The 20117-nt window shown below is 33.7% G+C and carries 26 protein-coding genes and 1 tRNA gene; 10 read left to right on the forward strand and 17 right to left on the reverse strand.

Features of this window, described 5'->3' with window-relative positions:
• The first annotated feature begins 37 nt into the window (after positions 1-37).
• Positions 38-226 carry a hypothetical protein gene (locus tag AAHM80_RS06270; RefSeq protein ID WP_342259630.1) on the forward strand — a complete coding sequence of 63 codons (189 nt, stop codon included), beginning with the start codon at positions 38-40 and terminating at the stop codon, positions 224-226.
• Here AAHM80_RS06270 and AAHM80_RS06275 read toward each other — a convergent pair.
• The gene (locus AAHM80_RS06275; protein ID WP_342259405.1) at positions 223-783 is read right to left on the reverse strand and encodes an IS630 family transposase; all 561 of its coding nucleotides are present in this window, start codon (positions 781-783) and stop codon (positions 223-225) included. The genes AAHM80_RS06270 and AAHM80_RS06275 overlap by 4 nt on opposite strands.
• Positions 777-1277 carry a helix-turn-helix domain-containing protein gene (locus AAHM80_RS06280; RefSeq protein ID WP_342259385.1) on the reverse strand — a complete coding sequence of 167 codons (501 nt, stop codon included), beginning with the start codon at positions 1275-1277 and terminating at the stop codon, positions 777-779. Before AAHM80_RS06280 ends, AAHM80_RS06275 begins: the two co-directional genes overlap by 7 nt.
• Before the next feature lie 56 nt (positions 1278-1333).
• Between AAHM80_RS06280 and AAHM80_RS06285 the strand changes: the two genes are divergently transcribed.
• Entirely contained in the window at positions 1334-1783 is a 450-nt protein-coding gene (locus AAHM80_RS06285; RefSeq protein ID WP_342259631.1) for a transposase, read from the forward strand.
• Here the strand turns inward: AAHM80_RS06285 and AAHM80_RS06290 are convergent.
• Positions 1736-2434, reverse strand: a complete 699-nt coding sequence (locus AAHM80_RS06290; protein ID WP_342259632.1) for an IS110 family transposase — start codon at positions 2432-2434, stop codon at positions 1736-1738. The genes AAHM80_RS06285 and AAHM80_RS06290 overlap by 48 nt on opposite strands.
• A 266-nt stretch (positions 2435-2700) precedes the next feature.
• Here AAHM80_RS06290 and AAHM80_RS06295 point away from each other — a divergent pair.
• Positions 2701-2775, forward strand: a tRNA-Asn gene (locus AAHM80_RS06295).
• A gap of 72 nt (positions 2776-2847) precedes the next feature.
• Here AAHM80_RS06295 and AAHM80_RS06300 read toward each other — a convergent pair.
• The 9 genes from AAHM80_RS06300 to AAHM80_RS06345 form a co-directional block, all read right to left on the reverse strand.
• Entirely contained in the window at positions 2848-3768 is a 921-nt protein-coding gene (locus tag AAHM80_RS06300; RefSeq protein WP_342259633.1) for a hypothetical protein, read from the reverse strand.
• An 898-nt stretch (positions 3769-4666) separates the two neighbouring features.
• Positions 4667-4945 carry a hypothetical protein gene (locus AAHM80_RS06310; protein ID WP_342259634.1) on the reverse strand — a complete coding sequence of 93 codons (279 nt, stop codon included), beginning with the start codon at positions 4943-4945 and terminating at the stop codon, positions 4667-4669.
• A gap of 154 nt (positions 4946-5099) precedes the next feature.
• Positions 5100-6611, reverse strand: coding sequence for an NADH-quinone oxidoreductase subunit M (locus AAHM80_RS06315; protein WP_342259635.1), 1512 nt, complete (start codon positions 6609-6611; stop codon positions 5100-5102).
• A 35-nt stretch (positions 6612-6646) separates the two neighbouring features.
• Complete coding sequence (gene gatA / locus AAHM80_RS06320) at positions 6647-8134, reverse strand: Asp-tRNA(Asn)/Glu-tRNA(Gln) amidotransferase subunit GatA (protein WP_342259636.1); 1488 nt, start codon at positions 8132-8134, stop codon at positions 6647-6649.
• Positions 8135-8137: 3 nt separating this feature from the next.
• On the reverse strand, positions 8138-8440 hold the full coding sequence (gatC, locus tag AAHM80_RS06325) for an Asp-tRNA(Asn)/Glu-tRNA(Gln) amidotransferase subunit GatC (RefSeq protein WP_342259637.1): 303 nt from the start codon (positions 8438-8440) through the stop codon (positions 8138-8140).
• 131 nt (positions 8441-8571) lie between these two features.
• Positions 8572-9132, reverse strand: a complete 561-nt coding sequence (gene frr / locus AAHM80_RS06330) for a ribosome recycling factor (RefSeq protein WP_342259638.1) — start codon at positions 9130-9132, stop codon at positions 8572-8574.
• Positions 9133-9135: 3 nt separating this feature from the next.
• Positions 9136-9855, reverse strand: coding sequence for a UMP kinase (gene pyrH / locus AAHM80_RS06335; RefSeq protein ID WP_341751544.1), 720 nt, complete (start codon positions 9853-9855; stop codon positions 9136-9138).
• Between the two features lie 174 nt (positions 9856-10029).
• Entirely contained in the window at positions 10030-10497 is a 468-nt protein-coding gene (locus AAHM80_RS06340; protein ID WP_341751545.1) for a type II toxin-antitoxin system RatA family toxin, read from the reverse strand.
• Between the two features lie 7 nt (positions 10498-10504).
• On the reverse strand, positions 10505-10633 hold the full coding sequence (locus AAHM80_RS06345; RefSeq protein WP_410520814.1) for a DUF1674 domain-containing protein: 129 nt from the start codon (positions 10631-10633) through the stop codon (positions 10505-10507).
• Positions 10634-11206: 573 nt separating this feature from the next.
• Between AAHM80_RS06345 and AAHM80_RS06350 the strand changes: the two genes are divergently transcribed.
• Positions 11207-12097 carry a M15 family metallopeptidase gene (locus AAHM80_RS06350; RefSeq protein ID WP_342259639.1) on the forward strand — a complete coding sequence of 297 codons (891 nt, stop codon included), beginning with the start codon at positions 11207-11209 and terminating at the stop codon, positions 12095-12097.
• A 99-nt stretch (positions 12098-12196) separates the two neighbouring features.
• Entirely contained in the window at positions 12197-12493 is a 297-nt protein-coding gene (locus tag AAHM80_RS06355; RefSeq protein WP_342259640.1) for an RNA methyltransferase PUA domain-containing protein, read from the forward strand.
• On the opposite strand, the gene AAHM80_RS06360 is transcribed toward AAHM80_RS06355, so the two are convergent.
• Both AAHM80_RS06360 and AAHM80_RS06365 read right to left on the reverse strand, forming a co-directional pair.
• Positions 12459-13019, reverse strand: a complete 561-nt coding sequence (locus tag AAHM80_RS06360) for an IS630 family transposase (RefSeq protein ID WP_342259384.1) — start codon at positions 13017-13019, stop codon at positions 12459-12461. The genes AAHM80_RS06355 and AAHM80_RS06360 overlap by 35 nt on opposite strands.
• Entirely contained in the window at positions 13013-13513 is a 501-nt protein-coding gene (locus tag AAHM80_RS06365; protein WP_342259545.1) for a helix-turn-helix domain-containing protein, read from the reverse strand. Before AAHM80_RS06365 ends, AAHM80_RS06360 begins: the two co-directional genes overlap by 7 nt.
• A gap of 97 nt (positions 13514-13610) precedes the next feature.
• Between AAHM80_RS06365 and AAHM80_RS06370 the strand changes: the two genes are divergently transcribed.
• The 3 genes from AAHM80_RS06370 (at position 13611) to AAHM80_RS06380 (ending at position 14868) form a co-directional block, all read left to right on the forward strand.
• Positions 13611-14099: an RsmE family RNA methyltransferase gene (locus AAHM80_RS06370; protein WP_410521486.1), complete on the forward strand. Its 489-nt coding sequence runs from the start codon at positions 13611-13613 to the stop codon at positions 14097-14099.
• Between the two features lie 176 nt (positions 14100-14275).
• Positions 14276-14653 carry an IS110 family transposase gene (locus AAHM80_RS06375; RefSeq protein WP_342259641.1) on the forward strand — a complete coding sequence of 126 codons (378 nt, stop codon included), beginning with the start codon at positions 14276-14278 and terminating at the stop codon, positions 14651-14653.
• Complete coding sequence (locus tag AAHM80_RS06380; RefSeq protein WP_342259642.1) at positions 14650-14868, forward strand: hypothetical protein; 219 nt, start codon at positions 14650-14652, stop codon at positions 14866-14868. Before AAHM80_RS06375 ends, AAHM80_RS06380 begins: the two co-directional genes overlap by 4 nt.
• Here the strand turns inward: AAHM80_RS06380 and tnpA (AAHM80_RS06385) are convergent, their stop codons facing one another.
• Positions 14869-15300: an IS200/IS605 family transposase gene (gene tnpA / locus AAHM80_RS06385; RefSeq protein WP_342259643.1), complete on the reverse strand. Its 432-nt coding sequence runs from the start codon at positions 15298-15300 to the stop codon at positions 14869-14871.
• A 220-nt stretch (positions 15301-15520) separates the two neighbouring features.
• Between tnpA (AAHM80_RS06385) and AAHM80_RS06390 the strand changes: the two genes are divergently transcribed.
• Entirely contained in the window at positions 15521-15841 is a 321-nt protein-coding gene (locus tag AAHM80_RS06390) for a transposase (RefSeq protein ID WP_410521527.1), read from the forward strand.
• A gap of 228 nt (positions 15842-16069) precedes the next feature.
• Here AAHM80_RS06390 and AAHM80_RS06400 read toward each other — a convergent pair whose 3' ends face one another.
• Positions 16070-16288, reverse strand: a complete 219-nt coding sequence (locus AAHM80_RS06400; protein WP_342259644.1) for a hypothetical protein — start codon at positions 16286-16288, stop codon at positions 16070-16072.
• Positions 16289-16456: 168 nt separating this feature from the next.
• On the opposite strand from AAHM80_RS06400, the gene tnpA (AAHM80_RS06405) reads away from it, so the two are divergent.
• Positions 16457-16888: an IS200/IS605 family transposase gene (gene tnpA, locus AAHM80_RS06405; protein ID WP_342259383.1), complete on the forward strand. Its 432-nt coding sequence runs from the start codon at positions 16457-16459 to the stop codon at positions 16886-16888.
• Here tnpA (AAHM80_RS06405) and AAHM80_RS06410 read toward each other — a convergent pair.
• Positions 16833-20102, reverse strand: coding sequence for a hypothetical protein (locus AAHM80_RS06410; protein WP_342259645.1), 3270 nt, complete (start codon positions 20100-20102; stop codon positions 16833-16835). The genes tnpA (AAHM80_RS06405) and AAHM80_RS06410 overlap by 56 nt on opposite strands.
• Positions 20103-20117: the final 15 nt, after the last annotated feature.

Consider the following 20117-nt stretch of genomic DNA (forward strand, 5'->3'; position numbering starts at 1 on the left):
GAATAAAATTAATTAAAACAACTTACATGAGGCTAATATGAAGAATAAGAGTAAAGTATCAAATCCGACTATAGAAAAAGTAGTATCAGAAATACTATCACAAAGTGATCCATCTGAGATATTTGGCAAAGAAGGAATATTTCAGGAAATTAAAAAGCAGATAGTAAATAAGATTTTAGAAAAAGAAATGGAATCTCATATAGGTTATACCAATTGCAATAATTAACACGGTGTATTTATCCAGTCTCTATACATAATTGATTTTACTAAATCTACATTATGAGCAAATTGATTCCAAGCGTAACAAGCCATAGTGACGATATCTTCATATACACCATAACATTGGTTAGACAAGAAATGATTTTTGATCCATGCCCAAACTTGTTCCATTGCATTAAGTTCCGGTGCATAGGGCGGAAGCGGTATCAAAGTGATATTGCTTGGCACAGTTAGTTTTTTGGCTGTGTGCCAACCTGCATTATCCGTTAGTAAAGCTATATGTCGGTTGCCTTGAATACTGCGAGAAAGGTCTTCTAAGAATTTATTCATTGCCTGTGTATTTGCATATGGTAAAATTAATGCAAAAGCTTCTCCTGTATCATGGCAAGCAGCTCCATAAATATATGTTGAAATGAATTGCTGTTGCCGAACTTTACGGGGTCTAGTGCCACGCTTAGCCCATATACGAGTTAAGCTACCTTGTTGCCCAACTCGAGTTTCATCCTGAGACCATATATCAACTTTACATCTATCGATATTTTTTGGTAATAATTCTGTTAGCATGTCTGGGAAGTTTTTTTATATGTATTTTGAGTCTCTTGATTTGACTTTGGATGCATTGAACGAGAAGTAATCCAGCTAAAACCAAGGCGGTGCATAGTATTGTAGACTGTTTTTAAAGTACATTTAGCACCATATTCCTCAAGTAACATGATATGTAGCTCCTTTCCAGTTATATACCCACCAGTTTTACTTTCACTGAGCGTATTGATTTTATCAAAAAGAGCAGACTCTTGTATAGTGTTAATCTTCCTAGGGGCACCGCTTCTTTGTGATTCAAATAATCCTTCAAAACCATGATTCCTAAATCTTCTGAGCCATGATTGCACAGTTTTCCAGTGTGACTTCACTATTTCAGATATGGCTTTAAAAGATTTGCCTAATTGAAGGTAATACATCGCCAATAAACGTATACGATTTCGACCATGCGGCTCATGTTTCATCATTTTTATAAAATCATGACCATGAAAACCTTGCGGTAATATTAACCTAGCCATTTGAGTACCTTTATCAGGTAAAAACCCATTTTACACCACTGCGTTAATTATTGCAATTGGTATCATATAAAGATTTAAAATCGGTAACAGCTGATTTAAAGGCAGTTTATTCTGCAATAAATGAAGCAGAGGGATTAAGAGAATTACAAAATTTTGCCAAAAAATGGGATGAAAAATATCCAGTTATTTTTGACATATGGCAACGAAATTGGTCTGGCATAGCTCCATTTTTTAGCTTTCCGGAAGACATTAGAAAAGCGATTTACACTACTAATGCTATTGAATCCACTAACCGTCAAATTCGTAAAATTATTAAAAATAAAGGAGTGTTTCCAGATGACAAATCAATTCAGAAAATAATCTTTTTGGCGTTGACAAATGCCTCTAAAAAATGGACAATGCCTATTAAGAATTGGGCGATGGCTTTAAATCAATTTGCAATCCTTTGTGATACTAATTTACAAAATTGGGCAAATGGAGAAATCATACTTACACAAAAAATCTGACAGACCCCCTAATTCAGGTACAAAACTAATTAGTTTTGTAGCTAAACATTTACCAATACCAGGTACAGTCTCTAATATTTTTACCTTCTCTTTTAACTCTTCTGACTCATCTATTGTTTTGTTTAACTTTTTATCAAGCTCAGCTATTTCATTCTGTAAAAATTTAATGAGCTTTTCTATACTCTCTTTATCAATACCATCAATGCTATGATGTAGTCTTTTCTTTTCATTGCTAAGCATTAATACTAAATCTTCTCGTCTTTGTTGACATCTCTTCAAAGTCTCTGATTCAACTTGATATATATAATTCGCTGAAAGCTGCATCTTATCCGCATAATATGCTAATTTAAATGCATCCTTCCTATCAGTTTTACACAAATTCACCGATTTACTAAAAGAATTAAAACTATATGTATTGACCTTATGTATTTGTTGGTTATTATTATCCAGCTTTTGACAAATCTCAGCTTCGTATCCTCCAGTAGGTTCACATATTATTAGCTTAATCTCTTGCTCTTTTGCTAATTTAATCATCTCTTCATGACCAGCTGCATCATTGGCAAAACGATGATATTTAGGTTTATCTCTTGTATTATATACACATATATCAAGCCAGTTTTTACTTACGTCTAGACCTATTATTTTATTCATGATATAATCTCCTTCTTCTTATTGTGCAAGGCTGCTCTTTTTAAGACCACCTTCTGCAATTTGTTCAAGGTAAACTACCAAAAAGAGGGTACTTATTCTCTTAGCGACTATTTTAGTCAAGGTCTATTCAAGTCACCCTCTTTAATTACTTATAACACATTCTTAAGATATAAGCTCTATTGATTTTTTATAGATAAAACAAGAAAATACTAGACCATAGTCAAAAGATTTGTTATAAGAAACCTAGTCTATATAAAGGCAAATGTTCCTCGGTAGCTCAGTGGTAGAGCAAACGGCTGTTAACCGTTCGGTCGCTGGTTCGAGTCCGGCCCGGGGAGCCATTCAAGACTAGTAGTAGTTTTTTCAAATATATCAAACGGGAGTATTCTAGTAAGCTACTTTATCTCTTGAAATCATAGCAGTGTATTACTCAAACTTAGTTCTTTTTGTAAATTTTTCCATAAAAACTGATCTGATTGAACTAATTTAATCAATTTATCTAGGGATACTCTATCTTCATTACCATTTCCATGGATTAATACTATATCACCATCTTTAACTGTCTCATGTTCAGGAATCTTATGTATCCACGCACTTGCACCTAATTGTATTAGCCCGTAAGAAGTTAATATATCTAATATTTCTTGACTGGCTACTAACCCAGGAAATCTAAAAAATGGAGATGGTAATTCGCCCCTTTCAATTAGTAAGTGTTCGGTTTGTAATATTTCATTTTCTATATCAGTATTTGGTAGTAATAAAAAATTGTCTGTAAAATCTTTATCAGGGTAGAAAATATGACTAAAACTATGATTAACCCACGTAATTTTTATATTGTGGGTTGGAAGAGTTTGTAACCACATAAAGTCTTCTAGATGAGTTGCTATCCATAAACCACTTACAGCTATTAATAGGTTTATTTCTTGACTTCTTTTAGCAGTTTTTAAAATTGCATCAAATAAATTATGTTCTAACATTTTTATTGATGGACACATATCTATGGATAAAAAACATCCTTTGACTCCTGGAATATTCTTGATCCCTTGATTCTCTCTACTATCTTTTATATTATTAAAATAATACAATGATCTATAATATACAGAAGATTCAAGTTCCTTTAATGAGAAATATCTGCCATCTTGATCACTCTTACGGTAAGCACATAAGTTCTGAGCGACTATCTTAACTTCTAGAGTATTAATATTAACTATTACAAAATAGTCCTCATTACTCCTTTTAAATGACCGAATTACAATAAATGACTGATTATTAAATATGCATGGTATATGAGATGTTTTTTTGTAATTAAAGATTAACTTATTTGTTTGTTGCATAAACCTCTTTTTCTTATTACATATTGGAAATTAGGTACAAACTTATAACACTAAAACCTCACTGTTTCATGACTTAGTATAATCCCATGATAGACCATATGTTCCTGAATATCACGATAACTGTTATTGAACCTATGATATAACCATACTGCATGACTGATAATACTAACTGGAAAACTGATGTCTCTTTGGAGGTTTATTGATGTACATAAATATAAGTAATAGATTACGTGATTATTATGAAACCATTCTATAAATATATACTATTTATTATGCAATCCAAATTATTTTTTAGCTTAACTTGACGATGCCATTATGAATGTTTACAAAAATTTTCAAATAACTGCTTGCATAAAGTGAGAATGTAGTATATCAGGAGTTTCGCACTTCATATAATTAAGAAACAGTTAAAAGTAATTTAATATTTTATGATATTGCATATTTTATATGTTACACTTTGTGTAACCAAGCTAACTTTTTTGTCCAGTAGTGTGACTAAATATACGTTCAGCTCACTCGCCCCGCATTTTCAAATCACCTGAATTCGATGTAACAAGTTACACTTCTCCAAATCATTCGAGTATACACGTAATAAAACCTTGATTGCAAAGGCAGCCCCATAGTACCCTACATTTTTTATATAACCACTATTAAAATGGCTACTGATCGTCTATTAGCGAGGAGTCGCGAAAAAGCGGCAACGCGGCAATCTAGGATACGCGAAGCGTTACTCTAAAAAAACAGCTTAGCTGTTTACCTAGATCGCCACGGCATCTAAAGAGCCTTGCTATGACGATTATAGAAAAATGTAGGGTACTATGAGGCACCCCTACACCACATGGAATGTTGAACTAGGATATAATACTCCTATACTTAGCAAAGCATTTGAACTTAGGGTTTACTTGGTTTTTGTTGGAGTATTTTGATCAGTCTGTTGATTTGACTGTTCTTGTTTCAAAAGCTTACTTTTTTCCTCTATTGAATTAAGAAAGAAATAAGTAAACGTTAGAAACCCAACCAAAAGTGGGATAACGACAAATATAATTGCCTTTAATTTTCTAGCCGATTCTTCACGATCTAAGCGGTTTTCTCTTTCTTCTTCTGTTTCTTCAATCTTTTCTGTTTCAACATTTAATTCGTTAGTAATAATTTCTGAATTTAAATTGTCTTTTAACATTTGTATAACCTATTAATTCTATAGTTAAGAAAGCTTTTAATAAACCCTAGCATAGTTGTTTGAGTCTTACAAGTAATAATATAAAATTAATTTATAAATATCTAAAAAAATCGTTAAATCATTAAAATAATAATAATTAAGTTAATTTAAGTAATTATTTTACAACACAAGGTATTTGTGATAAGATTTTATGAGTTGATAAATCCAGTATGTTCATAATTGTATTTGGTAACAAACCTAAATAAATTATTGCTACACAAAGCGGCATAATTGCAAGTATCTCATAAAGATATAAATCTTTAAAACTTATAACCTGATTATTAGTAATTTGTCCTAGCATTACTTCCTTATAAAGTTTTAGCATATAAACAGCTCCAAGAATAATGCCAACACTACTTATAATAGCTGCTACTACATTAGCTTGATAAATACCTACCAAACTTAAAAATTCTCCTATAAAACCGCTAGTGCCTGGTAAACCTATAGAGCCAAGCATGGCAATCATGAAAAAGGTGGCAAGTATTGGCATTTTATTTGCCACTCCACCATATTTGTCTATCTCCTTAGTATGCAATCTATCGTACAAAGTACCAATTATCAAAAACAAAGCAGATGCCACAGTACCATGACTAATCATTTGATATACGGCTCCCTTAATCCCAGCTTCTGTTAAGCTAAAAATCCCTCCAGTCACATAGCCCATATGAGCTATCGATGAATAAGCTATCATCTTTTTCATGTCTCTTTGAGCCAGTGCTACTAGTGAACCATATATTACAGCAAAAATACTCAGCACTAATACATAAAATGCAAATTCTTTTGATATATTTGGAAACATTGGTAATGATACACGTAAAAACCCATATGCTCCAAGTTTTAACAATATACCAGCCAAAATGACAGATCCAGCAGTTGGTGCTTGTACGTGTGCATCAGGAAGCCACGTATGGAACGGCAGCATAGGAACTTTCACTGCGAAGGCTATAAAGATTGCCCACCATAAAACCCTCTGCACCGGTAATGTTAATGAAGGGACTAATTCATTTAGATCAAGCATATTAAAACTATGAACTTGGCTATAAATATATATGAGTGATAATAAGAAAAATACCGACCCCAAAAAAGTATAGAGGAAGAATTTTACGGCAGCATAAACTTTATTTTCGCCTCCCCAAATTCCTATAATTATATACATAGGGATCAATATTACTTCAAAAAATAAGTAAAATAATAGTAAATTCATTGAGCAGAAAGCCCCAATGCAAAAAGACTCAATTAATAAAAAACAAAATAAGAATTCTTTGATATATTTTTTGACGGTAAATAAGCTAGCTATAATACAGATAAGGGTTAAAAAGCTTGTCAGAACAACAAAGAATATTGAAATTCCGTCAACTCCAATGTGGAATTCAAGACCTATAGATTGAATCCAACTATAGCATTCTACAAATTGATAAAGTTTTGATGTATTATCAAATTGAACTAATAAATAAATAGTAGATATTAGGGTTAGGATAGAGCTTAAAACTGCGACATACATCGCATAAACTTGTTTATTTTGGGCTTGCTTATTTACTGACCTACTTTGGTTGATAAATAGCAGAATATATAATGCACTTACTAAAGGCAAAAAAATACTTATTGATAAGATCGGTAACCCGGACATTTTAAGCTCTAATAATCAAATTAACTCCGATAACTTTAGCGTTTATTAGAATATACAAAACTAATATCTCTTGAACCACGCTCAATTGCTGCTGCTACCTTTAGAGTATTATATTCATCAAGGGCTTTTCCTATTACTTGCATGCCAAGAGGCAAACCTCTAGAAGATAATGCAGCAGGTACAGAGCAACAAGGAAGACCGGCAAGACTAGCTGGAATAGTAAATAAATCGTTTAAATACATTGTCACAGGATTATCTTGTTTCTCACCTAAGTTAAAAGCTTCGGATGGTGCAGATGGTAAAATTATTGCTTCAACTTGTGCAAAAGCTTTCTTGAAATCATCTGAAATCAAGCGTCTTATTTTTTGGGCTTTTAAGTAATAAGCATCCATAAAAGCAGATGAAAGTAAATAAGTACCAATCATAATACGTCTTTTAACTTCAGCACCAAAGCCAGCAGTTCTTGTTTTTTCATACATTTCCTCAATGGATATTCCCTCATTTCCTACCCTGATTCCATATCTTATACCATCATATCTAGATAAATTAGATGAGGTTTCAGCAGGTGCTATAACGTAATATGCAGCTAGAGCATATTTAGAATAGGGTAATGAAATATCAATAATTTCTGCCCCATCGTTTTTTAGAATATCAATAGTATGCTGCCACATCTTAATAATATCCGGTTGTATACCATCTTGTTTCATAATATCAAATGGTACACCTATTTTCATGTTTTTTGCACTACTATTACATGCCGATCTTAGCTCTAGTATTTCAGAGTTTATAGAAGTAGAATCCTTTTCATCAAAACCAATCATGGCTTGTAGCATTAAAGCAGTATCTTCAACAGTTCTTGTAAGTACTCCAGCTTGGTCAAGCGAACTGGCAAAAGCAATCATACCATATCTAGAACAACGACCATATGTTGGTTTGAATCCGACAATCCCAGTATAACTGGCAGGTTGGCGAACAGAACCTCCTGTATCACTTCCAAGAGCTGCCATAGCTAAAAAGCTACTGACAGCAGCTGACGAGCCTCCAGAAGATCCACCAGGGACTACCGGAGTTGTAGGTGCATCTATCGCTTTCCAAGGACTAATAACGTTACCAAAATAGCTAGTAATATTAGCCGATCCCATGGCAAATTCATCCATATTAGCCTTACCAAGCATTATTGTACCGTGATCTTGAACATTTTTACTTACAGTAGATTCATATGTTGGTACAAAGTTGCTGAGTATTTTTGAGGCGGCAGTAGTTAGTACTCCTTTTGTACAAAAAAGATCTTTTACAGCAATAGGAATTCCTTCTAAGGATCTTGCTATTCCATTATGATAATTTTGATCAGCAATTTTAGATTGCTCTAAAGCAATATCTGTAGTTTCAGTAATATAAGCATTTAACTCTTTATGTTTGTCCATTTCTTTAATATGTGCTTTAGTCAGCTCAACACACGAAAATTCTTTATTCTTTAAGGCTTTAAGGGCTTGTGTGATGGTTAATTTTATAATTTCCGACATATTTTACTCTACTACTTTTGGGACAACAAAACATTTTACTTCTTTGGCAAGTTCTGCCTTATCATTAGGCACATTAGCAAATAATTCATCAGAAATGTCACCATACAATACTTGGTCTTTTCGCATTCTTTGGTGCATATCACAAACAGAAGTAAGTGGTTCAACGTTACTACAGTCTACATCGTTTAAAATGTTGATCATATTCATCATCTCAGTTAATTGATGGGCAAAACTGCTTATCTCTTTTTGGGTAAAATTAAACCTAGCAAGTTTTACTATTTTTTGTACTTCTTCATTTGTAATCATTATATACCTTAAATATTATAGTCATTATAGCATGAAATATGTTTGCACTAATAGTTTATGGCTATTTATGAAAAAATATACCTAAGTCATTTAGGTGGCATCTCTTTGAGGAATGACACCTATTTTTAGACTTAAATAGTCAGTATTTCTTGTTCTTTTTGTTTAACATGCAAGTCCACTTTATTACTATACTCATCAGTTAATTTTTGGATTTCTTCTGATAGGTTATGTTGTTCATCTTCAGTTATGATACTGTTTTTTTCTAACTTTTTTAAATCTTCATTACCATCCCTTCTTATATTACGCAAGGCAATTTTAGTATTTTCTCCATATTTGTGAGCAAATTTAACAAGTTCTTTGCGGCGTTCTTCAGTAAGTAACGGTATTGTGATTCTTATTAGCTGTCCATCTGATGATGGGTTTAGACCCAAATTTGTATCTATAATAGCTTTTTCTACAAATTTTACTATAGATTTATCCCACACTTGTACAGTAATAGTTCGTGCATCTGGAGTTGAGAGACTTGCTACTTGCGACAATGGTACTTTATCGCCATATGCTTCAACCAATACAGGGTCAATTAAGTTAACTGAAGCTCGACTAGTTCTGAGTCCCTTGAGTTCGTGATCTAATACTCTTATCGAACTATCCATTTTTGATTGTAATTCTTTACGTATAGTTGCTTTAACCATACTTTATTCACCTTCTTGAATTTTTGTATATTCACCTTTTCCTTGCAGTACTTTTGCAAAATTACCTTTCTCTTTAATAGAAAATACCTTAATTGGCAAGTTGTTTTCTCTAGCCACAGCAATAGCAGCAATATCCATAACTTGTAAATTATCTTTTAAAAGATTAGTATAACTTATAGTAGAATATTTCACTGCATTAAGGTTCTTTGTCGGATCTGCATTATATACACCATTAACCTTAGTACCTTTTAGTAATAAATCACAGCTCATTTCAATTGCTCTTAAAACAGCTGCACTATCAGTAGTGCAAAATGGATTACCAGTACCGCCGGCAAAAATTACTACTCTACCTTTTTCTATATGTTTTTTTGCTTTACGACGTATATAAGGCTCACAAACGCTCATCATAGGGATTGCAGAAAGGACTCTAGTATGAACACCCAAACTTTCCATAATATTTTGTAGAGTAAGTGCGTTTATTACTGTGCCAAGCATGCCAATATAATCACCAGCAGCTCTTTCCATGCCAAATAAGACATCAGTGCCACGATAAATATTGCCACCGCCAACGACCACACATACTTCTATTCCAAGATCAATTGCTTCCTTTATATCTTCAGCAATTCCTAAGATTATAGAGTACTCATGACCAAATTGTTTGTTGCCCATTAAGGCTTCGCCAGAAACTTTTAATAGGACTCGTTTATATTGCAAAGAGGACATAAATTAAACTCTTGGTTTTATAAATTTTCTATGTAAACCCTAAATACACTCTCGATGTATCCCAATTCGGGATAAGAATTAGTTAATTCTTATCCCGAATTCGCATGATGTCATTCCCACGAAGGCAGAAATCTATAGTATCTAATAGCCTTTTAGGCTATTTTGATCCCTATTTCAAGAGTAGTTTGCTAAGTTTATTTTAGTTAACATAGTATCTGCCCTTTTTTCAAATGCATCAACCATTTTTTCAGTAGCATCAGTAAAAAATATATTAACTAACTTGTCAACTATTGCAAATTTCATCTTAAAATCAATAAAGAACTCTATTTTACTACCAGTATCTTCTTGAGAAAATTGCCATAAATTTTTTAAATATTTAAATGGTCCGGAGATTGCCTCTACTTCAATGGAATATCTTTGCTTATTCAAATCATTTGAGTATATAATTCTTGATTGATAATTGTCTGAAAAACCTTTTAACTGAATTACTAATTCAGCTATAATTTGATTCTCACTCTCTGAGATGATTCTAGCCGCCCTACACCATGGTAAGAATTCGGGATATGACTTTACGTCAAGAACTAAGTGAAATAATTCTTGTACATTATATGGTAGGATTTTGGCTTGATGAAAACTTGGCATAAATTCTTTAAAAATCAGTTACTCTACCTTTATGCTGCCAATCTCCGTGGGTAGTGGGTTCTTGACCTTTAAAACCACCTATTTCCTTTGGCTTTTCTTTTTCATCTTTTATGGTAGTGTCTTTTTTGTTATCCATAAATGTACTAATTTGTATAGCTAGCCCTATTAGCATTTAACCATAGTAAACTGGCGTTATTGCGAGGAGACGTGATATGAACCAACGAAGTAATCCATTTTTAGTCAATTTTCTGGATTGCTTCGTTGCCACTAAAGTGGCTCCTTGCAATGACGGAGTAATGCTAGTGTTGTATCATTGTAATCAATTTTTGTATTTAGTATATTCTATATTGCAGTTTTTTCAATCTCTTCTATATTCCGCATAAGGTGAAATTATATGACATTTAGTTTACCAACTCCCTCTAATAATAAATGATTGACTCTTTTACTGGTTTAGGATACTTTTTAACCTCAATTTCGGATTAATGCAATTAATCCGAAATTGGAATGAGAATGTAAACAATCAGGCTTAAAGCGGTTTGACGCCTGATTGTTAAATATTTCATTTGCTAATAAATTAAAATGCATTCGCAAAACCGCTTTAAGAATGCATTTTTCCTTATATTAAAGCCAATTCTGGATAAGAATTAACTAATTCTTATCCAGAATTGAGGTTTTTAGAATATATTACTATATTTTGGGTGCTATTATTATGTATAAGCTAATAATAATATTATTATATATTTTTTTTATAAATATATCACAAGTAGGAGCTGCTGATTTTACAGTAGAGCCGTTATCTGAAGTATCGAAACAAGAAATGATTAAGAAGAAAGTATGGCATGATGGATGTCCAGTTAATCTAAATCGATTGAGACTTATTAAATTCCCTTATTATGATTTTAATTCTGTAATACATCATGATGGAGAACTAGTTGTTTTTGATGCTGCTTCTGAGCATGTTGTCGTCATTTTGAAAAGAATATATGCCTTAAAATACCCTATCGCTAAAGCACGTACTGTTGAAAATTATGATGGTGATGATGACAAAAGTATGGCAGATAATAATAGCTCCAGTTTCAATTGTCGTGAAATTACAGGAGGGGGCTTACCTTCTATACATTCATATGGTCTTGCAATTGACATTAATCCAATTCAAAATCCTTACCTTTCTATTCCAAGTGATATAAATCAGACAGGGGCAGTTGCTGTGAAGCCTGCGGCAGGATCAAGTTATCTCAATCGAACCAATATTAGACCCGGAATGAGTGAAGTAATAATCGATCTTTTTGCTAAGAATGGTTTTAGTGTTTGGGGAGGAAAGTGGAACACTCCTATAGATTGGCAACATTTCCAAACATCTGGGGCTATGGCACAATTATTAGCAGTTATGAACTATAATGATGGATGTATTCTTTTTAAGCTCTACACTAAAACGCCGCAAATGTTTAACTCAATGGATCGTAACAATAATCAGTTTGTTGAACTTTATAAAAAGAACCCTAATATGTTTATGCAATGTTTAAAAAAATCACCAAAAATATTAAGTCTAACGCCAAAACAGGCATATGAGATTTTATCAAAGTGTATTGTAAATCATTAGTAAAGTAATACAATCATTTCTTATTATAGCAACTTTTTTACTCCACTATGTTAACTAAAATTTTTGTTAACATAGTAATTGATCGTTGGAGTTAAAATTATGAAAAATGCTCGTCTTCACAGAATATATACCAATATCAAACTAATTGAAAATTATTCGTTAAATCTTGCAGAAGATCATAGTCACTACCTTAAAACAGTATTAAGACTAAAGGTTGGCGATCATTTTAGAATTTTTAACGGCACAGATGGTGAGTTTATAGCACAAATTACTGGTATTACAAAAAACAATTTACATGTTGGACTTACTAATATTTTAAGAAAAGCAACAGTTGAACCTGAACTTATACCAATTGCAATAATTAACACGGTGTATTTATCCAGTCTCTATACATAATTGATTTTACTAAATCTACATTATGAGCAAATTGATTCCAAGCGTAACAAGCCATAGTGACGATATCTTCATATACACCATAACATTGGTTAGACAAGAAATGATTTTTGATCCATTCCCAAACTTGTTCCATTGCATTAAGTTCCGGTGCATAGGGCGGAAGCGGTATCAAAGTGATATTGCTTGGCACAGTTAGTTTTTTGGCTGTGTGCCAACCTGCATTATCCGTTAGTAAAGCTATATGTCGGTTGCCTTGAATACTGCGAGAAAGGTCTTCTAAGAATTTATTCATTGCCTGTGTATTTGCATATGGTAAAATTAATGCAAAAGCTTCTCCTGTATCATGGCAAGCAGCTCCATAAATATATGTTGAAATGAATTGCTGTTGCCGAACTTTACGGGGTCTAGTGCCACGCTTAGCCCATATACGAGTTAAGCTACCTTGTTGCCCAACTCGAGTTTCATCCTGAGACCATATATCAACTTTACATCTATCGATATTTTTTGGTAATAATTCTGTTAGCATGTCTGGGAAGTTTTTTTATATGTATTTTGAGTCTCTTGATTTGACTTTGGATGCATTGAACGAGAAGTAATCCAGCTAAAACCAAGGCGGTGCATAGTATTGTAGACTGTTTTTAAAGTACATTTAGCACCATATTCCTCAAGTAACATGATATGTAGCTCCTTTCCAGTTATATACCCACCAGTTTTACTTTCACTGAGCGTATTGATTTTATCAAAAAGAGTAGACTCTTGTATAGTGTTAATCTTCCTAGGGGCACCGCTTCTTTGTGATTCAAATAATCCTTCAAAACCATGATTCCTAAATCTTCTGAGCCATGATTGCACAGTTTTCCAGTGTGACTTCACTATTTCAGATATGGCTTTAAAAGATTTGCCTAATTGAAGGTAATACATCGCCAATAAACGTATACGATTTCGACCATGCGGCTCATGTTTCATCATTTTTATAAAATCATGACCATGAAAACCTTGCGGTAATATTAACCTAGCCATTTGAGTACCTTTATCAGTTAAAAACCCATTTTACACCACTGCGTTAATTATTGCAATTGGTATTACTTTAGGAATATCTATTATTAAAAGTGATAGAATGTTGGATGCCATAGATATGGCTGTACAGCTTGGGGTAACAAAAATTATTCCACTAATCGCTGAAAGATCTCAATTTCGCACTGTTAATACTCAAAGATTGATGAAATGTATTATCGAATCTACAGAGCAGTCCGAGCGTTTAATACCCTGCATTCTTATGCCAGTAGTATCACTTAGTCTTTTCCTAGAACAAACTTTAGATAATTCTATAATATATGCCAATGAAAATGAAGATGAAAATAATACTTTATTAAAAATCATGCCTATATACTCATCAGATATTTCGGCAAATCTTTCAGTTGTTGTTGGTCCAGAAGGTGGTTTTTCACAAAATGAACTCCAAATGCTTTCATTAAGACCTAATACTTTATCAATAAGTCTAGGGTCAAATATCCTCCGAACTGAAACTGCTGTAGCAACATGTCTAGCACAAATTAAATTATTCACAGCTAGTTGCGTTGCAACTAAACCAATCCTCCTAAATTAGACCTTATATCTTAAGAATGTGTTATAAGTAATTAAAGAGGGTGACTTGAATAGACCTTGACTAAAATAGTCGCTAAGAGAATAAGTACCCTCTTTTTGGTAGTTTACCTTGAACAAATTGCAGAAGGTGGTCTTAAAAAGAGCAGCCTTGCACAATAAGAAGAAGGAGATTATATCATGAATAAAATAATAGGTCTAGACGTAAGTAAAAACTGGCTTGATATATGTGTATATAATACAAGCGATAAACCTAAATATCATCGTTTTGCCAATGATGCAGCTGGTCATGAAGAGATGATTAAATTAGCAAAAGAGCAAGAGATTAAGCTAATAATATGTGAACCTACTGGAGGATACGAAGCTGAGATTTGTCAAAAGCTGGATAATAATAACCAACAAATACATAAGGTCAATACATATAGTTTTAATTCTTTTAGTAAATCGGTGAATTTGTGTAAAACTGATAGGAAGGATGCATTTAAATTAGCATATTATGCGGATAAGATGCAGCTTTCAGCGAATTATATATATCAAGTTGAATCACAGAGACTTTGAAGAGATGTCAACAAAGACGAGAAGATTTAGTATTAATGCTTAGCAATGAAAAGAAAAGACTACATCATAGCATTGATGGTATTGATAAAGAGAGTATAGAAAAGCTCATTAAATTTTTACAGAATGAAATAGCTGAGCTTGATAAAAAGTCAGAACGCCCTCGCAAAGCGAGGGGCTTGACGGTTATGAGCAGCCCAAAGGGCTGCCATTGTTAATTAAAATTCTCCTGATTCGTCAGAGCCTAAACTATCAAGTTGCTCTTGATTCTTAATGTAGTGTTTGATCTGATTCTCTTCAAATCCTACAGTTGAGACCGCATAACCTCTAGCCCACAACTTTTCTCCATTAAAATTACGTTTTCGTCCACCAAACTGCCTAGCAACGGCTATAGCACTTTTCCCCTTGATATAGCCTATTACTTCAGCTACAGAATATTTAGGAGGAATCTTGATGAGCATATGCACATGATCTTGTACCATATGCCCCTCTATGATCTTTCTCCCACGTTGAAAAGCTAACTCATGGAATACGTTCCCAAGATATTTTCTAACCTTCCCGTACAATTCTTTTTTACGACACTTTGAAATAAACACAATATGATATTTGCAATCCCATTTAGAATGATTTAAATTTTCGTATGTTGTCATATATTTTCTCCTTTGACCGTCAAGCCAAAGAAGTTATATATGATAACTTTTTATTTTATACTAAATCTAAAGGCCAAGCCTTGATGGTCTCACTAGTCAAACTAGTGGCTTACCTATCATTGAGTTAAACAAAACAATAGATGAGTCAGAAGAGTTAAAAGAGAAGGTAAAAATATTAGAGACTGTACCTGGTATTGGTAAATGTTTAGCTACAAAACTAATTAGTTTTGTACCTGAATTAGGGGATAAAAATTATAGTAGCAATGAATTGTCATCAATTGTTGGTATAGCTCCATATGCTCGTGATAGTGGTAATAAGCAAGGACGAAGATTTATTCGAGGAGGCAGGAAAATACCTAGAGATGCTTTATACATGGCAGTATTAGCTGGTAAGAATGGTTTCCAATATTTAAAAATTTTATATGATAGGCTTGTTAATAATTTTAAACCTAAGAAAGTTGCGATAGTTGCTTGTATGCGTAAGTTACTTGAAGTGTGCCATAAACTTATTCAACAAAAACGTGTTTTTGTTATTAAATAATATTTATCTATTTTTATAAAATTTAGATAAAAGATAATTGCTCTTTCGAAACTCGCTTATGCTGAGGGATTTGAAGGAGACGCTTCACCTCGAACCGCAGCGTACTCTAATTCCGTTACGGATTCGAGTACCGCATCATTGTCCAAATCACCAGCAGAAGTAGAGTTTCGAAAGAGGTCTGTTGACTAATAGTAATGGTGATAGCCTGATGTCTTTATCAAACTCAGGTTATTTCAGTTGATATTTAATAGTAACATTTAAAGTTCCTCCACCAACTATTCCCACACAAGTATTAATATTATTTTTACCATTTTGTAAATGTGGCATAAGATTAAGTTGTGCTAGGTTATTAGCTCTACCTATGTCGGATGCTTTTACAAATTTGCCATTTCTAGAAATGTAAACATCACAGTGAGTACGGTCAGCATTGTAATTTCTACATTCCATAGAGTTAAAGTTATCAGGACCAGTATGAATAAGCTGATTATTAACTCAATGATAGGTAAGCCACTAGTTTGACTAGTGAGACCATCAAGGCTTGGCCTTTAGATTTAGTATAAAATAAAAAGTTATCATATATAACTTCTTTGGCTTGACGGTCAAAGGAGAAAATATATGACAACATACGAAAGTTTAAATCATTCTAAATGGGATTGCAAATATCATATTGTGTTTATTCCAAAGTGTCGTAAAAAAGAATTGTACGGGAAGGTTAGAAAATATCTTGGGAACGTATTCCATGAGTTAGCTTTTCAACGTGGGAGAAAGATCATAGAGGGGCATATGGTACAAGATCATGTGCATATGCTCATCAAGATTCCTCCTAAATATTCTGTAGCTGAAGTAATAGGCTATATCAAGGGGAAAAGTGCTATAGCCGTTGCTAGGCAGTTTGGTGGACGAAAACGTAATTTTAATGGAGAAAAGTTGTGGGCTAGAGGTTATGCGGTCTCAACTGTAGGATTTGAAGAGAATCAGATCAAACACTACATTAAGAATCAAGAGCAACTTGATAGTTTAGGCTCTGACGAATCAGGAGAATTTTAATTAACAATGGCAGCCCTTTGGGCTGCTCATAACCGTCAAGCCCCTCGCTTTGCGAGGGCGTTCTGACTTTAATCATTATGTAATCATCATAATATGAGCCAGTACCACCTATGGTGAAAGAGTTTAGCATGTTAGTATTTGGTATATCAAACTCATAATTTACGCAATAAAATGTATCGTAAGTATGTGCTGCAGAACGGTATGGTCCACCAAGTATAAAGGTTCCAACCTTAGTTAAAGTATCGTAGTTATTGTTAACAGGGAAATCTTTTTTATCACTTGTATATTGGAAATTAAGACCAGTATTCTCTTTACATCCAACACCGTCCGGTAAGGCTTCAAAGGTCACTGTTTTAGTATCGATATTTGATAGACAATAACGTTGTAGCGGTTTATTCGGATCAATTAATACCCAACCAGGCTTACAAGTACCTAGTGCCAAATCACCTATTTTTGTGTCAGGATCATCTGTTTCTGTGCTAGACCATGTTGCATTACCACTGTCATTAGTTGGGGTGGTAATTGCTTGACATTTAGGGGCAAGAACTGAAGTACAAAAACCTAATTCTTGTGGGGTTTTATCTCGGATTGCAGCAGTTTTGTCAAGAGAAATACCATCCTTATCGACAAGAATACCTTGCTCATTAAACTTAGCAGTATAATGCTGCCCATCAATGTTTATTGTAGGACCTAGTGACAGGGAAGGATCGATTCTATTATTACTATCTACAGACACTTTACATACTTCAACATTTGGCTTACGATTATTTTTATAACAATACATAGAGTTATCACATTTATAAATCGTAATACCCTTTGTCTTAAGATCGTCTATAGTCTCCGCAGAGTTACAACCAGTATGAGTATCCTGACAGATTTGCAGACCTAGGTATTGCATACTTTTTGTCTTAAATTTTGAGCAATCAACTGTATCTGATTCAAGTAGTCTTGCTAGTACACAGTTAGTATTATTTACTCCAGGAATACATTTGTCTATATCTTTTAATTGTAAACAACCATGCGTTGCACCTTGAATATATTTACCATTTATATATTCAAGACCCTTTAAATATACAGAATCTGTAGTAGGAATTCCTGTCTTAGCATCATAGGGGATCTTGTCGTCTTTATAATTACCATATATCGTTAAAGGATTCATAGATTTTTTGCCAGAAAATGGCATAGCAGTATATATAGTGGGGGGGGTATTAGAAATATATGCCATGAAGGAAGTAAAATTAAATCCTGCTAAATTTATTATTGCTTCTGTCTCGCCTGCTATTGACTGAGTAACCGACAATGGTGTAATAACAGTACTAGTTGAATCAACAGTATTCCCTTTATCGTCTGACACTATTGACGCAATAAATTGAGGGTTATAATAGCTATTATTATGGCAAGTAACTCCAGGAAGTCCTCCACATGGATAGGTTAGGATTTGGTAACCATCTGTTACTCTGTCTTCACAACCAACCAAGTTATCTCCTTCCGCTACACAAATAGATTTTGGATCACGACGAAGATTAGGATTTAAGGTAGTATCCAATATAGTATTCCTAGTAATTGAAGCAACAAAAGTCCTGTCACTGACATTATCTCTGAGCTTAAAGGTTTTTTTGAGCGGTAGTAAACTTGTAGGATCTTGACCTTGTATAGGAGGAAATGCAAGACTAACATCAATAAACTCACCAATATTTATGCCCCATATTTCTTGACAAGTAATCTTACCATTTGCTTCTTCGCTATTACAATCAGGTAAATCATCAACATAGTAACTACTTGGTGCAGAATGATCACCTACTTTTTGTGCGTAAACTATCCTAAAGCCATCTTTGCAACCATCCTCAATAGTACATTCAAAGGGAATTTTTGTGTTAACACAACGTTCTTTATCATTAGCTGAACATTTTTTTATTGCATCGCGTTGAATGGTAGCAATATGAATTCCTTTGGCTGAAGAAAATGGACCAAGATTATCTATTACTACACATTTATCGGTTTCTTGTGGATTTTCTTTATTTCTACAAAGAGGGACAAGATTGTCTAAACTAACACGTACGACATTATGAATAAAATTATTTCTTAATTTAGACACCACACATGGTGCATTTGAAGATTGAACAAATAAATTACCTTTCTTTTTACTGCATACAAGCTTTGTCGTAGGAGTAATAATGAACTGTTTTAATTTAGGGCAATATGGTGGTGGAAAAGGACCTAATGGTAATTCAACGCAACCAAATTGGTAGTCATCAACAGAACGATTTAGTGCACCAAGTGCTTCTACTATTTGTTTTGCCACCTCATACATCCATTGTTGTTCAAAAATATATCCTATCCATTTAACTATTTCTTTTATAACATCAAGACCTGGTGTATTGTCAGAAGCAATCATGTCTAATAACTTACCTAATAGTACTGATATACTCATACTAGACTTAATGTCTATTAAAAACTTTAGAATTTTTGCAAAAGGGTGTAACTCATCTGTTTTATGAAGAGGTTGTCTTATTGGATTCCAGTCCATCGGATCTAAGTGAACTCCGGTAGCTGAGACGAGGTTTACCAAGCCAGGATCACTATATGCACATAGCTTTGGTCTATTAAACGGTTTTCCATCATCTCCAACGATCGGTTTTCCATCACTTCCAATAATCGGTTTATCATCTTCTGTAAAGCCAACATCATTCAAATGTTTTCCAGGTGTATAACCAGGGTCTGCTGGCGTTCCTTTACTATTCAAGGCTGTTGGTGCAACTGCAGGAACAGCAACCCTAGCACAAATTCTGAGTAAGGGTAGGGCATAAGCCCCAGGCCATATTATGCATTCACCATCCCAATTCAAAGTAGTGGATTGATTCCAGCATGCAACTGCATTACAACTTTGAGTTCTTATACGAATCTTTGGTGAAAAATAAGAGCTTTCTGGTGTACGTTCCGCACAGTGCTGAAGATAAAATCCAATAAATATCTCAGGAGGGTTAAATTGAACCAAGCAATTATCTGTATCACGTCCATCCCGCCTATTCCATGGTGGGCATATAGGATTTGGCTTTATTGTTCGTTTTATACTTCCATTCCATGTTTCATTTATCTCACTATACCCGCAATTGCAAGGATCACTTAGACATTGTGCAACTCCATCCCAAAATGAAGAATAACTCTTGCTAGAGTAAATCAACAAAAAAAATGCTAGATAATATTTTTTTAGCACCAAACTCCTCTCACA

It is taken from the genome of Candidatus Tisiphia endosymbiont of Metellina segmentata, from assembly GCF_964030715.1.
Lineage (GTDB): Bacteria > Pseudomonadota > Alphaproteobacteria > Rickettsiales > Rickettsiaceae > Tisiphia.

What these genes read in the sequence shown, in the direction of transcription:
- AAHM80_RS06365 (WP_342259545.1), bottom strand. Translation starts at nt 13,513, where the DNA reads ATGGCTAGGTTAATATTACCGCAAGGTTTTCATGGTCATGATTTTATA.
- AAHM80_RS06400 (WP_342259644.1), bottom strand. Translation starts at nt 16,288, where the DNA reads ATGGAATGTAGAAATTACAATGCTGACCGTACTCACTGTGATGTTTAC.
- AAHM80_RS06290 (WP_342259632.1), bottom strand. Translation starts at nt 2,434, where the DNA reads ATGAATAAAATAATAGGTCTAGACGTAAGTAAAAACTGGCTTGATATA.
- tnpA (WP_342259643.1), bottom strand. Translation starts at nt 15,300, where the DNA reads ATGACAACATACGAAAATTTAAATCATTCTAAATGGGATTGCAAATAT.
- AAHM80_RS06375 (WP_342259641.1), top strand. Translation starts at nt 14,276, where the DNA reads ATGAATAAAATAATAGGTCTAGACGTAAGTAAAAACTGGCTTGATATA.
- AAHM80_RS06270 (WP_342259630.1), top strand. Translation starts at nt 38, where the DNA reads ATGAAGAATAAGAGTAAAGTATCAAATCCGACTATAGAAAAAGTAGTA.
- AAHM80_RS06360 (WP_342259384.1), bottom strand. Translation starts at nt 13,019, where the DNA reads ATGCTAACAGAATTATTACCAAAAAATATCGATAGATGTAAAGTTGAT.
- gatC (WP_342259637.1), bottom strand. Translation starts at nt 8,440, where the DNA reads ATGATTACAAATGAAGAAGTACAAAAAATAGTAAAACTTGCTAGGTTT.
- tnpA (WP_342259383.1), top strand. Translation starts at nt 16,457, where the DNA reads ATGACAACATACGAAAGTTTAAATCATTCTAAATGGGATTGCAAATAT.
- AAHM80_RS06280 (WP_342259385.1), bottom strand. Translation starts at nt 1,277, where the DNA reads ATGGCTAGGTTAATATTACCGCAAGGTTTTCATGGTCATGATTTTATA.
- frr (WP_342259638.1), bottom strand. Translation starts at nt 9,132, where the DNA reads ATGGTTAAAGCAACTATACGTAAAGAATTACAATCAAAAATGGATAGT.
- AAHM80_RS06315 (WP_342259635.1), bottom strand. Translation starts at nt 6,611, where the DNA reads ATGTCCGGGTTACCGATCTTATCAATAAGTATTTTTTTGCCTTTAGTA.
- AAHM80_RS06275 (WP_342259405.1), bottom strand. Translation starts at nt 783, where the DNA reads ATGCTAACAGAATTATTACCAAAAAATATCGATAGATGTAAAGTTGAT.
- gatA (WP_342259636.1), bottom strand. Translation starts at nt 8,134, where the DNA reads ATGTCGGAAATTATAAAATTAACCATCACACAAGCCCTTAAAGCCTTA.
- AAHM80_RS06340 (WP_341751545.1), bottom strand. Translation starts at nt 10,497, where the DNA reads ATGCCAAGTTTTCATCAAGCCAAAATCCTACCATATAATGTACAAGAA.
- AAHM80_RS06355 (WP_342259640.1), top strand. Translation starts at nt 12,197, where the DNA reads ATGAAAAATGCTCGTCTTCACAGAATATATACCAATATCAAACTAATT.
- AAHM80_RS06345 (WP_410520814.1), bottom strand. Translation starts at nt 10,633, where the DNA reads ATGGATAACAAAAAAGACACTACCATAAAAGATGAAAAAGAAAAGCCA.
- AAHM80_RS06310 (WP_342259634.1), bottom strand. Translation starts at nt 4,945, where the DNA reads ATGTTAAAAGACAATTTAAATTCAGAAATTATTACTAACGAATTAAAT.
- pyrH (WP_341751544.1), bottom strand. Translation starts at nt 9,855, where the DNA reads ATGTCCTCTTTGCAATATAAACGAGTCCTATTAAAAGTTTCTGGCGAA.
- AAHM80_RS06370 (WP_410521486.1), top strand. Translation starts at nt 13,611, where the DNA reads ATGTTGGATGCCATAGATATGGCTGTACAGCTTGGGGTAACAAAAATT.
- AAHM80_RS06350 (WP_342259639.1), top strand. Translation starts at nt 11,207, where the DNA reads ATGTATAAGCTAATAATAATATTATTATATATTTTTTTTATAAATATA.
- AAHM80_RS06300 (WP_342259633.1), bottom strand. Translation starts at nt 3,768, where the DNA reads ATGCAACAAACAAATAAGTTAATCTTTAATTACAAAAAAACATCTCAT.